Below are 13,161 nucleotides of genomic sequence, written 5' to 3'. Positions count from 1 at the left end.
TACGCCAGGAATGAAGTTGATTTGCCGTCCATCATATGAGCTCCATTCCGCCGTATTAGGCAGCCCGTTCGATAACCCGCTTTCAAGCCGTCTGGATGAGAATGATGCAGTTCTTATTTTTGATAAAGCCTTGATTCCGTGGGAAAACATCCTGGTTTATCGAGATATTGAAAAAGCTAATGCTTTCTTCCCGCGTTCCGGGTTCGTCAATTTGTTTATTTTTCACGGATGTACCCGTCTGGCAGTCAAGCTTGACTTTACCGGCCTGCTGTTAAAATCCGTCGAATCTTCGGGAACCGGCGATTTCCGCGGGGTCAAAGCAAAAGTCGGAGAAATGATTGCCTGGCGAAATATGTTCTGGGCAATAAGTACCGCAATGGCTAAAGATCCGAATCCGGGTCCTAATGGAACGGTTTTGCCGAATGTCGAACACGGAACGGCTTACAGAGTGTTTTCTCCCATGGCTTGGACACGTATAAAAGAAATTATTGAAGACGTGGTGGGAGGAGGGCTCATCGTACAGCCTTCCAGTTCGGCGGATTTTAAAAATCCGGAGCTTCGCCCTTATTTAGAGAGATTTTACCGTGGCTCGGGCGGGTATGACAGTATGGAGAAAATTAAGCTGAATAAACTGCTCTGGGACGCCATCGGGAGCGAATTTGGCGGCCGGCATGGGCTATACGAACGAAATTATACCGGCAATTTTGAAGATATCCGCATCCACGCACTGATAGAAGCTCTAAACAGCGGATCTGCCGAGGCGTTCAAGAGCATGGTGGAGCAGTGCATGAGCGAATATGACCTCGATGGTTGGACGGACTCGACCTGGATCGATCCGCACGATGTCAATCTGGTGCAAAGATAAGACCTGAGAACGAACAAGGAGTAGACCGAAAAATAAACTTTCGGCCTACTCCGTTTTATTTTGGTATCGTGTTGGAACCAAAGTTGATTTTATCCGGAGACTTGAGCTTTCCTGTGCGCCGGATTGAGCGGATTCGCGGAATCACTGGAGGTTTGACTAGCGTTCTAATGTTCCTCGGATTCGCATATAGAATTACGGTTTATCGTATAAAAGACGGTGGGAAAGGAAGAGCATCTGGACCTTGAGTTCCAGCTACGGAATAATGAAGATAAAACAGACGACTATAATAAAATTCGGGATGAAATGCTAGCCCCAGCAATCCCCGTTCATCATATCCGCCACTAGAAACACCTAGTTTTATGATTCGTGGGCGAATATCTAAAAAAGTCCCTATAACTCCGTTTCCTATGTATAAGATCTCTCCTACCCGAGTTACAGGAAAATGATAACATTTGACGAAATAAATTGAACACGAAATAACACTATGATATAATCGATAGCGTCATTGACAAATTTAAAATAAGAATCACATTAAATTTTATACCTACTCTAATTGTACATCTGAAACTTTGATTTGTCAATGCTCTTTTTTTATCTCCAAAAAACGGAAAAAGGAGTGTGTTCAGGGGAGATGGGAGCGAAGGATTGGCGGGAAGAACAGGAGCGGCTGGAACAGGTCCGGAACAAGCTGCAGGCGAGAATCGCCGAACTGGAGCCGGAGGTTGCGGGGCTGCGCGATCAGGCTTCAGACATTCGCAAGCGGTTTTGGGAAGAAGTTTCGATCAACACAAGCACGGGCGGAGGATCCCTTTGACCAGATACGAAATCGATGCTTCCAGGCGGGGAAAATATTGCACCGTTGAAAGGGGCGGCCCAAAGCCCCTTCTGACGAGACTGGACGGCCGGGAGAAGCGTGATGCGCAAATTCTGGCAGACATCGCGGCGCTTATGGCCGATGGCTTCGATTCCATCGCCGTCATTACGAAGACCGCAGCCGAAAGCCGGGAGGCCCATGAATCGTTACGGATTCATGGAGGCGAAGCTCTGCAGCTCATTACGAAGGAGACGCCGGGCTTTGAAAAAGGAGTGATGGTCATTCCCGTGTATCTCGCCAAGGGTGTCGAATTCGATGCAGTCTTGGTCCATGATGCTTCGCCCGAAGCTTACGGCCGGAACAACGAACGCAAGCTTATTTATACGGCGTGTACGCGGGCCATGCACCGGCTTCATCTTTACACGACGGGCGATTGGTCGCCGTTCGTGCAGGCATTGCCTGCGAATTTGTACGAGAAAGCACCATATTGACGGATCGGGGATGACGTCGGCCGCGATAAGCTGCTCTCATGATTCTGCAAATCTTCGGCGCCATCCTGCAGCCCGTCATCAAGGCCGCTTGTAAGCAAGAATCCCACGACGACTCCTATTTCCGCGTGTCAGCGTCCATCGAAGAACAGATCGATTTGTTCCTCGACCATTATTTTTCATCCGTTCACAGCTCTTATGAATAGAAAGCAGGGACCTATGTCAGCTCCTACGCAAACAAAACCGATGGCAGCCAGCGGGGACGACTTCTCGGTGAAAGCCATTCTGCCGCCGCTCATGGCGATTATTGTCGCCATGAGCATGGTTATTCTGGACCGTCACCGGCTATACGCTGGCCTTATCCGCTGTTCCCAGTTGATCTAAAAAACCATCGCTCATAACAACACTTTCAACTGCTGCATCATCCCATACAATCGTCGCGATAATCCTCCCAGCGCTATAGCATCAACTGCCGGTTTCCATACCGGTAAACTCTTGTCAAATGTTTTTTCTCAATTTAATGGTTAGGAGAGATGTTGAATGAGTTCTTTGGTTCTCGGTTTTCAGGAAATGGAAAAAGCGCAGCTTTTACTCGTTGGCGGAAAAGGGTTAAATTTAGGGCAATTATCAAGAATAGAAGGAATACAAGTACCGGAGGGATTTTGCGTTACAACAGCGGGATATCAAAAAGCCATCGAACAAAACGAAATGGTTCATGCTTTGCTGGATCGACTAACCATGCTAAAAGTAGAAGATCGGGATCAAATTGGTGAAATCAGCAGGGAAATTCGACAAATCATTATGGAAGTAGAAATCCCTACCGATGTTGTGAAAGCAGTTACCCACTATCTTTCCCAGTTTGGCGATGAACATGCATATGCAGTGCGTTCTAGTGCGACTGCTGAAGATATGCCGCATGCCTCATTTGCCGGTCAACAAGACACCTATTTAAATATCATCGGCGTCGATGCCATCTTGCAGCATATTAGCAAATGTTGGGCTTCCCTGTTTACGGATCGCGCGGTCATCTACCGTATGCAAAACGGATTCGACCACCGTCAAGTTTATTTATCCGTTATCGTGCAGAGGATGGTTTTCCCGCAGGCTTCAGGGATTTTATTTACCGCCGATCCGATGACTTCCAACCGCAAGTTGCTGTCAATCGATGCCGGTTTTGGACTTGGAGAAGCGCTGGTCTCCGGCTTGGTTTCTGCCGATTGTTATAAAGTACAGGGAGTTCAAATCGTCGACAAGAGGGTAGCAGCCAAGAAAATAGCGATCTATGGACGGCAAGAAGGCGGAACAGAAACCCAGCAGATCGATCCCGATCAGCAGAAGTCGCAAGCCCTTACCGACCAACAAATTTTACAGCTGGCACGCATCGGAAGACAGATCGAAGCTTATTTCGGCCAGCCGCAAGATATCGAATGGTGTTTGGCCGACGATGCATTTTATATTGTCCAGAGCCGGCCGATCACGACGTTATTCCCAATTCCTGAAGCGGATGATCAGGATAACCACGTTTATATCTCTGTCGGGCACCAACAAATGATGACCGATCCCATCAAGCCGCTCGGATTGTCTTTTTACCTATTAATGACTCCAGCGCCGATGCGTAAAGCTGGCGGAAGGTTGTTTGTTGATGTTGCACAAATGCTGGCTTCACCAATCAGCAGAGAATCATTATTAACTACCATGGGACAACATGACCCGCTCATGAAAGACGCACTTATGACCATAATTGAACGAGGAGATTTTATAAAATCGTTGCCTGATGATGAAAATGCGCCGAATCCCAGAAGAAGCAATCCAGATCCGCTGGCACAATTCGATAACGATCCGACAATCGTCTCGGATTTGATCAAGCGCAGTCAAGCGTTGATCGAACAGTTGAAACAAAACATTCAAACGAAGTCGGGATCGGCGTTATTCGATTTTATTCGGGAAGATATCCAGCAATTAATGAAATTCTTGACTGACCCGCAAAGTTTGAGTGTCATTATGGCCGTTATAAATGCTTCAAGATGGATTAATGAAAACATGAACGAGTGGTTAGGCGAAAAGAATGCGGCGGATACGCTTACTCAATCTGTGCCGAACAACGTTACGTCGGAAATGGGTCTGGAGCTAATGGATGTCGCAGATGTGATTCGTCCCTATCCGGAGGTCATTGATTATTTGCAATATGTAAAATCGGATAACTTTTTGGATGAACTCCATAAGTTTGACGGCGGACAGGAAACCCGAGACGCGATCTATGCTTTTCTCCAAAAATACGGAATGCGGTGCACCGGAGAAATCGATATAACAAGAACGCGATGGAGCGAAAAACCGAGTACTCTTGTCCCCATGATCCTGGGCAACATTAGAAACTTTGAGCCTCATGCCGGCAGCTTGAAATTCGAACATGGGCGACAGGAAGCAATGGACAAAGAACAAGAGCTTTTGGAACGATTGAAGCGTCTTCCGGACGGTGAGACAAAAGCCAAAGAAACCAAACGAATGATCGACATCGTTCGGAATTTCAGCGGTTACCGGGAATATCCCAAATACGCTTGGATGAATCACTACTTCGTTTATAAGCAGGCTTTGCTGAAAGAAGCCGAACGACTTGTACAAGCGGGCGTGATCCATGAAAAAGAAGATATATACAATCTTACTTTTGAAGAACTTCACGAAGCCGTACGCACCCATAAACTGGATGACCCGGGTTGCATGGTCGAGCAACAAGCGGAGCTTGCGACCAGACAGATCATCAGCAAACGAAGAGACGAGTACAAATTATTCGAAAAACTAACTCCGCCGCGTGTGATCACGTCTGATGGCGAAATTATTGCAGGCGAGTACAAACGAGAAAATCTCCCGGTGGGAGCTATTGTGGGTCTGGCTGTTTCTTCCGGAGTGATCGAGGGGCGAGCGCGCGTCATTGTAAATATGGAAGCTGCTGATCTTGAAGAGGGAGATATATTAGTCACGACGTTTACTGACCCTAGCTGGACACCATTGTTCGTCTCCATAAAAGGCCTGGTCACCGAAGTTGGCGGACTGATGACCCATGGCGCAGTGATCGCACGTGAATATGGCTTGCCGGCAGTCGTCGGAGTGGAGAACGCGACCAAATTGATAAAAGATGGGCAACGAATTCGCGTGCATGGAACAGAGGGGTATATCGAACTGTTGTAATGGCTGGATACGTCAAGTAAGAGCCTTTGTCATAATGGACGGCATTAAATGCAACCTGTCATGGATAAAAGGGCGGTTCCCCTGTTCGTCCTTTTATCAACCCATCTTAGTTAGGTAATTGGCAGTAAATCTATTAAGCGAAGGAGTGGTAAATTTGAGAACGGACATATATAATTGGATGTCTCTAACCATACCGGAAATAAATGATATCTTCTCTAAAATACCGATTCAATGGTGCATTGCCGGCGGTTGGGCACTGGATTTGCATCTGGGTAAACAAACAAGGGAGCATAGCGATGTAGACATTGCGATCACAAGGGAGCAGCAACTTCTTGCATATCGATATTTAAGTCAAGATTGGGTATTATATAAGGCAGAAAAAGGAAAACTTACTCTTTGGCAAGACCAGGAATATTTGCATACAACAAATGATATATGGGTTAGCAGAAGTAAAGATACCCCTTTTGTTTTTCAAATGATGTTATTAAATACAGAGGGGACCTCGTGGATATACAATCGAAATCACTTGATAACAAGACCGGTCGATGAGTTATTTCTGAAAACAAAGGAAGAAATACCCTACATGAGACCCGAGATCCAACTTCTTTATAAAGGAGGGGCTTCGCAAGTAAGGGAAAAAGATTATCTGGATTTTCAAACCGTACTGCCATTTCTTTCACCGAAAGAAATGGCATGGCTGAAATCCTCACTAAACCTTCAATTTCCGGAAGGACACGATTGGATTACTTGTTTATAACAGTTTCTTAAGACGAAGGCAGCTGAACCCCGGCGGGAAGTTGCTTTTACTCCATGCATCAAGACACCACTCCCGTAGCCGCTACGGAGAGCTTCAAGTGAAGCTTGCATACTTTTACTCAGGGCGAAGGCTCCATGCTCGTTGAACCGGACGGATTCGTCAGAAGGTATGGCGAAGTGCCGACCGGAGCGCGGTTCTATATATTTTTTGCTTGTTAAAAAAATTCTGGAAGTTTACCCAAACCTATGAATCCATTCGGTCATCCTCAATGAGAACGGTCAAAACAACACGGTCATTGAGGTCAATCATGAACTCATATTCCGTTTCCCCAAATATCAACAAGGCATTAAAGAGTTACATGAGGAAACGCGGTTATTAAAGTTCATATACAAGTATATTACTCTTGATATACCAAACCCTATTTACCAGAACCTCGAATCGCAGTTCGTGGAAGAGGTATTTGTAGGCTATCGTAAGATACCGGGAAAAACTTTCGACATGCATTTAGCAAAAGCTCAGGGATATCGCATTCTACAAACAGCTACCTAAACCATAAGAATAACCTATATTTACCAAATGGTCGTCTTTACGATGGCTTGTTTGCTATGTCATTCTACGTGAGTGCGGTTAGTTACTATTGATTTCAGACTTTACTTCAGAACGCAAAATGGCGTATAGAAATGAATCGTGCCACTTTCCTTTGAAGAATCGATCTTCTCGTAAGTGACCTTCTCTACGCATGCCGATTTTCTCCAAAACCCGAAAAGAGCCTACATTGTTTGGTCTACAAGTTGCATAGATACGATGAAGTTTCAGTTCCTTAAATCCTAAGTTGAGCATTGCTTTAGCAGACTCCGTAGCAAAACCAAAACCCCAATAGTCACGATTTATGCTATAACCAATTTCCGCTTGAGATCCGTTCCTAATTAAATTACAGGCTCCGATTAATACATTAGTTTCTTTAACAACAATCGCAAGAGTAAATTGATTTCTTGGAATATTGCCTTGCACTTTAACAACTTCTTCGATGAACGCTTTTGTGTCTTCGAGTTTGTTTGGTCCCCAGTCGGAGTATCTACAAACCTCAACATCGGAAGCATATTTGTGAACCTCTTGAAAATCTCCAGGATTAAATTCACGTAAAATTAAGCGATCCGTTTGTATAATCAAGCCTTACACCTACCTTACGATTTTATTAACAGTATACATAATGAGAAGTTTTTATTAAACTCTAACGGAGAACGATAGTTAATAAAGCGAGATCAAAAGCAGGGCCTTCTGGCGAAGGGTGGCCTTGAAATACGGTGATACAAGATGTCAAGACAGTTTTTTTAGATTTTCAAGGTGTGAAGTCATTCACACTTTTTGGTTCCTTTGCCCCGTAGGGGCAGGCAGTTTATCTTCAGAATTGGGAATCTGATCGATGGCTGCCGTGAGGTAGATTGTCCACAGGTGGAGGACGTAGGCCAAGCGAAGGCGTGGGAGCTAGGTTTCGTTCTACGAGTGCGGCGCCAGCGCCGTCGCCAAATAATATACAGGTAGTCCGGTCCGTATAATCGGTAATCTTGGTCATAGTATCTCCGCTGACAACGAGAATTTTACGGTGCATTCCGGATCGGATCAAAGCATCGGCCAAGTGCAGCCCGTAAACAAAACCTGCGCAAGTTGCATTCAAATCGACAGCCCCGGCTTGTTGAATCGAGAAACGTTGTTGCAGCATGGAAGAAACCGAAGGAAAGGGCAGATCGGGTGTGTGGCTACAGGCGATGATGAAATCACAATCATGCACTTCCTTGTTATAGGACTCCATCATATCGATGACGGCTTCGGTGCATAGATGGCTGGTAAATTGATCCTCCGAGGCCATTCTCCGCTCCTTGATTCCCGTTCGTTGCACAATCCATTCGTCGCTTGTGTCGACGATTTGTTCCATCGCAGCATTATCGATAATTTTATCAGGGACATAGGTGCCGAGAGCTGTTAAAGCCGCATGATTCATTTGGAGCATGCTTTTTCCTCTCCTTTTAAATTATTTATTATTAGATACTATTACCTGGTGCTAAATTTAACATACAACAAAAAGGAAATCCCGGTCAATCTTTTTAAGCGATTGAGAGCTCCAATGTATTACTAAGAATAGTTTTTTTATGCGCAAACTACCACTGTAGTTCTTGTCTCGGTTGCAGCTGTTCTCAGCTTAACCGGTTGCGGAGCGGAAACTAGACAGGGAGTCACTCCTATTAATCAGCGGGGGCTCGATCAGGCCAACCCCTATGGGATGAACCGGACGGGAGACGGCACTGTTCCCCATGCGACAGGGACTCCATATAATACGCATGATCGTGTTATGGAAAGAAGCCGGATTAACGCTTCCTCCAAAATGGAGATGAGCCAGCACGTAGCTGACGCGGTAGCGGCCTTGGATGAAGTGGAGAGTGCCAACGTTCTGGTTACCGATAATAACGCTTATGTAGCTGTGAATTTGCATTCTGGTTCCGCCGTTCAGAACACTAACCCGGCCAACCCATCGGTCATTGGAGATGTCACTCTATTTCATAATAAATTAAAAGCTTGACACGAAACCATATGGTTTCGTAATATAAATAAAGAAACCAAATGGTTTCGCAAATTACATGTGGAGGTAATGAATATGCAAAGTAACACTTCAGATCTTTTGCCGGACATCCGGCACACATTCGAGTTAGACGCTTCCATTCTAACGGTATGGCAGGCTGTCACTACATCGGAAATGTTGGCCCAATGGCTTATGCCCAACGACCTTCAACTTACACTGGGACATACGTTCAATTTCCGCTCCCAACCTATGGGGGATTGGGATGGCGTCATTCAATGCAAACTGACCGAACTCGATCCTCCAAACCGCATCTCGTTTAGTTGGTCCGCCATGAATATGAATCACCATGTATCTTTTGTATTAAACGAAAAGGACGGAAAAACGCAGTTCACCCTCGTGCATTCCGGTTGGTCTCAACCGAGTGCCATGTTCCGTGGAATTATGGATGAGGGCTGGGTCAAAAACGTTGAGCAACTGAAGACGTTAATTAAGGCATAAACGGCTGATAATTCTCAAGGCATTCTGATGAAGGAGAGTAAAATGGATAACGCAGTACTTAAGAAACTTCGTTATAAACAAGGTAGAGCGATAGTAATCAACGCTCCGGGTGGATATGCACTCGGCATTGAAACCGAGCAGGAGCTGCAGGGAAAATTCGATTTTGTTCAACTGTTTGCTTTGAATGCACAAGAAGTAAATGAATGGGTGCCGAAAATCATTCCAACACTAAACGAAGAAGCCCTATTTTGGATCAGCTATCCCAAACAGACTTCAAAAATGAAGACGGATATCAACCGGGATATTGTATGGAAAATGATCGAAAGCACAACCGAGTATCGTCTGGTAAGTAATATTGCGATTGACGAAACTTGGTCCGCATTACGTTTTCGCCATCAGGACAAATTTAAGAAATAGCTTTCTGTCTAAGTTATTGCAGCTTCTTACACCCAAAAGCGAAACCGAATGGTTTCTCTTTTGGGTGAATGGGGGAATTCAAATGCTATTTTGGGTCATTGGCTTTTGCCTGACGATGCCTAATGACTAGTTCGCCAAAGCAGGATGTATTTCAAGCCATCTCCGATCCTACCCGTCGCAAGATATTGGAACTGCTATTCGATACGGAGAAAGCTGTAAATGAAATATGCGGTCACTTTCCGATAAGTCGCACGGCCGTCACTAAGCATCTTCATATTTTATTGGATGCAGGTCTTGTCAGAGCGCAGAAAAAGGGACGTCATACCTTTTACAATCTACAGCCGGAGCCACTCCTCGAACTGAGACGGTGGCTCTCCTTTTACGAGCAATTTTGGAATCGCAATATGGCGAACCTGGTGCGTTGTATTGATACATTAAAACAAGATTCACAAAACGAAAAGTAAGGAAGTGATGAGTTCAGGTATGTCGAATAACGGAACGAAACTAGTACCTGTTATGATCGCATTACTCCTCGGCGTATTTATCGCATCGTTGGATAATACGATTGTAGCTACTGCAATGGGGACAATCGTGGCTGAATTGGGGGGATTCGATAAATTTGTTTGGGTCACCTCCGCTTATTTGGCTATGGAGATGGCCGGTATGCCTGTTTTCGGAAAATTATCCGATATGTATGGCCGAAAACGCTTTTTCATACTTGGAATTGCCTTGTTCATCGTCGGCTCCATTTTATGCGGAACTGCGCAGAGTATTGTTCAATTAAGCTTGTACCGGGCTATTCAGGGAGTTGGGGCCAGCGCCATCATGCCGATTGCCTTCACGATCGTCTGGGATGTGTTTCCGACCCATCAGCGCGGGAAAGTGAGCGGAGTGTTCGGGATCGTTTTTGGCCTCTCCAGTATTCTCGGGCCGCTTCTTGGAGCCTATATAACAGAGAATTTCGGTTGGCGCTGGGCATTCTATATCAATATACCGCTGGGAATTGCCGTTTTACTTTTGATTGTTCTATTTTATCGGGAATCGTCCCAACATAAGAAGCAGAACATCGATTGGCGTGGAGCCATCACATTAGTAGGTGCCATTGTTTGTCTCATGTTCGCGCTGGAGCTTGGAGGTCAACAATACGACTGGAACTCCGGTGTCATCATCGCTTTAATTGCTTCATTCGCTGTATTACTATTCGTTTTCATTATAGCAGAAACAAAGGCTGTCGACCCGATCATTTCTTTCGAAATGTTTAAAAGGCGGCTGTTTACTGCAAGCAACCTCGCAGGAATGTTCTATGGTGCCACTTTTATGGTAGCAACGTTGTATATTCCAATCTTTATTCAAGGCGTAACGGGAGGTTCCGCTATCAACTCAGGCCTGCTGCTATTGCCAATGATGCTCGGGACTTCCGTGACAGCAGCGCTTGGCGGTCAACTTTCAACCAAGTTCAGTTATCGCACTGTCATGATCATTTCAGCTGTTATCTTTATTGCAGGGATGCTCATGCTTAGTACGTTGTCGCAAGATACATCCCGGTGGCAAATCTTTTTGTACATGACGATTGTCGGTCTTGGAACGGGAGCTTCGTTTTCCGTGCTCGGTATGGCTGCTATCCATCATTTCGAAAGTCATCAACGCGGCTCTGCAACTTCGACCAACTCTTTTCTTCGTTCGCTCGGAATGACCGTCGGCATTACCGTGTTTGGGGTCATTCAAAGAAACGTGTTTTCTCACAAACTTGCAGAGGATTTTTCCGGGCAAGGCCAAATCTCGACTGATCTAAGCTTTAAAGATCCGCACGCCATACTATCACCGGTCACCCGTGCTGCCATACCGGAGCCTGCGTTGGAAAAAATAACGATCGCTCTGTCAAGTTCCATTTCTCAAACGTTTCTATGGGCGTTGATTCCTGCGGCATTGACCTTTGTGTTCATCTTGATGATGGACAAAGAGAAGTTGGATGTCGCAAAGGAAGAGAATCATACCCCTTCCTACAATTAAAGGTGTTGTTCCGTCATCCTTGACATAAACCGACAGGAGTTTTACAATCCATTGTGAAACCAATTGGATTCATGATGCATTGCTATTCTTAAGGAGGATGCTGCAAGGATGGAAACCAAAACCCAAAGTTCACTGCCGGATATCCGGCGTACATTTATTTTCAATGCCGCGATCCAGAAAGTATGGGAGGCTGTTGCTACATCGGAAGGCATATCCGCATGGTTCATGCCTAATGATTTTCAGCCTGTGGTAGGACATGAGTTTCACATCAATGCGGGTCAGTTCGGTATGTCCCCCTGCAAAGTAACGGAAGTCGACCCGCCTAACCGTGTTTCATTCAAATGGGGGAAAGATTGGACCATTACTTTCGAATTAAAAGATTTGGATAGCAAAACGGAGTTTACACTTATTCATGCCGGCTGGGATGTAAACAAAGTTACGGAATTTGGGGCGCCTCATACTCCGGTACGCGACAATATGGATCAAGGCTGGGCTCGACTCGGGCAGTCACTCGGCAAATATGTTGAGGGTTAATATGGCGGCTGCGTCTCCGAAACATGACGTTTTTCAGGCCATCGCTGATCCGACCCGCCGCAGTTTGTTGCAATTGCTGATCGATCAGGAGATGCCGGTCACGGTCATCAGCAGACACTATCCAATGAGCCGAACGGCCGTCTCCAAACATTTGCGCATATTGGCGGAAGCAGGTCTCGTCAAAGAGAGAAAAGTCGGTCGGGAAACCCGATACAAATTGCAACTGGAGCCTCTTCAAGAGTTGAAACAATGGCTTTCTTATTATGAACGTTTCTGGGATAACAAGATGACTGCCCTTGCAAACTTCGTGGAGAACGACGACGAATCAGATCAGTAGTGTTGCATAAACGGTGACACGAAAAGTTGTTGCACTTGGCTGAATCGTCTTAAGCATGGCTCAGGCACTCCTTCGGGCTGTGGCTATGGTTTGTCGAACGGTTACGTTCGAGTGTACGTCGGCCCTCTTTTCGGAATCTTGCTTTCTCATTGCGGAAGCCCGAGACATGAACGTCCCGGGCTTCATTTATTCTCGATCTCGACTCCTGAACATTGAATAGCATATTAGTCGGAAAAAGGCAGTACAGAACTCGCACATCGAGTTTTATACTGTCTTTCTTTTTGTAGCTCGCAAAAATAGATGCTGGAATGTCGAGGACAAGTCGAAGCGATTCGTTTGGGCAGTGGCTTACCCTGAATATGAACAAAGGTACCGCTGTGCTTGGTATATGTGATCAGAGCCAGCAAAAACATGCCGAGCATAATTACTTCCATCAACGAAGATTGCATAAGCATCACCTCCGAACGGGGAAGTCAGAGGATGCGAAGCAACCGAATTGCCAAAGCTGATGGTAGAATCGATAGACTTATACCTTATAAAAAATAGTGGAATTAAATGTCAAACGTCTGTGAAAATGTCACCTTATCTGTGCTATGAAAATGTCACTTTTTTTGAAGGAGGCCACTCTTACCAGTAGGCCTCTGAATAACTGTTATGCTGTGAATACATAGCGTCTTGGAATG

Annotated in this window: 15 protein-coding genes and 2 pseudogenes; 14 read left to right on the top strand and 3 right to left on the bottom strand. The window is 45.6% G+C overall.

The window, feature by feature from the left end; genetic code table 11:
- Positions 1–10: 10 nt before the first annotated feature.
- Positions 11–865: a 4-hydroxyphenylacetate 3-hydroxylase C-terminal domain-containing protein gene (locus tag KJS69_RS28615; RefSeq protein WP_249730751.1), complete on the top strand. Its 855-nt coding sequence runs from the start codon at positions 11–13 to the stop codon at positions 863–865.
- A gap of 211 nt (positions 866–1,076) precedes the next feature.
- Here the strand turns inward: KJS69_RS28615 and KJS69_RS28610 are convergent.
- Positions 1,077–1,307, bottom strand: a pseudogene (locus KJS69_RS28610) (PQQ-dependent sugar dehydrogenase); the annotation flags it as partial.
- Positions 1,308–1,496: 189 nt separating this feature from the next.
- Between KJS69_RS28610 and KJS69_RS28605 the strand changes: the two are divergent.
- The 6 genes from KJS69_RS28605 to KJS69_RS28580 all read left to right on the top strand — a co-directional run bounded on the left by KJS69_RS28605 (position 1,497) and on the right by KJS69_RS28580 (position 6,107).
- Positions 1,497–1,679 (top strand): hypothetical protein, encoded by a 183-nt coding sequence (locus tag KJS69_RS28605; RefSeq protein WP_213587585.1) that lies wholly within the window; start codon positions 1,497–1,499, stop codon positions 1,677–1,679.
- Entirely contained in the window at positions 1,676–2,170 is a 495-nt protein-coding gene (locus KJS69_RS28600; protein WP_306434440.1) for an ATP-binding domain-containing protein, read from the top strand. The genes KJS69_RS28605 and KJS69_RS28600 overlap by 4 nt, the downstream gene beginning before the upstream one ends.
- 38 nt (positions 2,171–2,208) lie before the next feature.
- Complete coding sequence (locus KJS69_RS28595; protein WP_213587583.1) at positions 2,209–2,373, top strand: hypothetical protein; 165 nt, start codon at positions 2,209–2,211, stop codon at positions 2,371–2,373.
- Between the two features lie 13 nt (positions 2,374–2,386).
- Entirely contained in the window at positions 2,387–2,551 is a 165-nt protein-coding gene (locus KJS69_RS28590) for a hypothetical protein (protein WP_213587581.1), read from the top strand.
- Positions 2,552–2,707: 156 nt separating this feature from the next.
- Positions 2,708–5,350: a phosphoenolpyruvate synthase gene (gene ppsA / locus KJS69_RS28585; protein WP_213587579.1), complete on the top strand. Its 2,643-nt coding sequence runs from the start codon at positions 2,708–2,710 to the stop codon at positions 5,348–5,350.
- A gap of 145 nt (positions 5,351–5,495) precedes the next feature.
- Positions 5,496–6,107 (top strand): nucleotidyltransferase domain-containing protein, encoded by a 612-nt coding sequence (locus tag KJS69_RS28580; RefSeq protein WP_306434442.1) that lies wholly within the window; start codon positions 5,496–5,498, stop codon positions 6,105–6,107.
- A gap of 627 nt (positions 6,108–6,734) precedes the next feature.
- Here KJS69_RS28580 and KJS69_RS28575 read toward each other — a convergent pair.
- Both KJS69_RS28575 and KJS69_RS28570 read right to left on the bottom strand, forming a co-directional pair.
- Positions 6,735–7,277 carry a GNAT family N-acetyltransferase gene (locus KJS69_RS28575; protein WP_213587575.1) on the bottom strand — a complete coding sequence of 181 codons (543 nt, stop codon included), beginning with the start codon at positions 7,275–7,277 and terminating at the stop codon, positions 6,735–6,737.
- 319 nt (positions 7,278–7,596) lie between these two features.
- A pseudogene (locus tag KJS69_RS28570) lies at positions 7,597–8,106 on the bottom strand (ketoacyl-ACP synthase III); the annotation flags it as partial.
- Positions 8,107–8,346: 240 nt separating this feature from the next.
- Here KJS69_RS28570 and KJS69_RS28565 point away from each other — a divergent pair.
- The 7 genes from KJS69_RS28565 (at position 8,347) to KJS69_RS28535 (ending at position 12,478) form a co-directional block, all read left to right on the top strand.
- Entirely contained in the window at positions 8,347–8,682 is a 336-nt protein-coding gene (locus tag KJS69_RS28565; RefSeq protein WP_283777495.1) for a YhcN/YlaJ family sporulation lipoprotein, read from the top strand.
- Positions 8,683–8,757: 75 nt separating this feature from the next.
- Positions 8,758–9,180, top strand: a complete 423-nt coding sequence (locus KJS69_RS28560) for an SRPBCC family protein (protein WP_213587573.1) — start codon at positions 8,758–8,760, stop codon at positions 9,178–9,180.
- Between the two features lie 42 nt (positions 9,181–9,222).
- Positions 9,223–9,597: a hypothetical protein gene (locus KJS69_RS28555; RefSeq protein ID WP_213587571.1), complete on the top strand. Its 375-nt coding sequence runs from the start codon at positions 9,223–9,225 to the stop codon at positions 9,595–9,597.
- Between the two features lie 122 nt (positions 9,598–9,719).
- Positions 9,720–10,061, top strand: coding sequence for an ArsR/SmtB family transcription factor (locus KJS69_RS28550; RefSeq protein WP_213587569.1), 342 nt, complete (start codon positions 9,720–9,722; stop codon positions 10,059–10,061).
- Positions 10,062–10,080: 19 nt separating this feature from the next.
- Complete coding sequence (locus KJS69_RS28545; protein WP_213587567.1) at positions 10,081–11,607, top strand: MDR family MFS transporter; 1,527 nt, start codon at positions 10,081–10,083, stop codon at positions 11,605–11,607.
- A 108-nt stretch (positions 11,608–11,715) separates the two neighbouring features.
- A complete protein-coding gene (locus tag KJS69_RS28540) occupies positions 11,716–12,141 on the top strand; it encodes an SRPBCC family protein (RefSeq protein WP_213587564.1) in 426 nt (141 codons plus the stop codon).
- 1 nt (position 12,142) lies between these two features.
- On the top strand, positions 12,143–12,478 hold the full coding sequence (locus tag KJS69_RS28535) for an ArsR/SmtB family transcription factor (protein ID WP_213587562.1): 336 nt from the start codon (positions 12,143–12,145) through the stop codon (positions 12,476–12,478).
- Positions 12,479–13,161: the final 683 nt, after the last annotated feature.

Origin of the sequence: Paenibacillus sp. J2TS4 (genome assembly GCF_018403245.1) — a bacterium.
GTDB lineage: Bacteria > Bacillota > Bacilli > Paenibacillales > NBRC-103111 > Paenibacillus_L.
The sequence above is the reverse complement of the archived record's forward strand: the minus strand, read 5'-3'. Positions and strand labels throughout refer to the sequence as shown.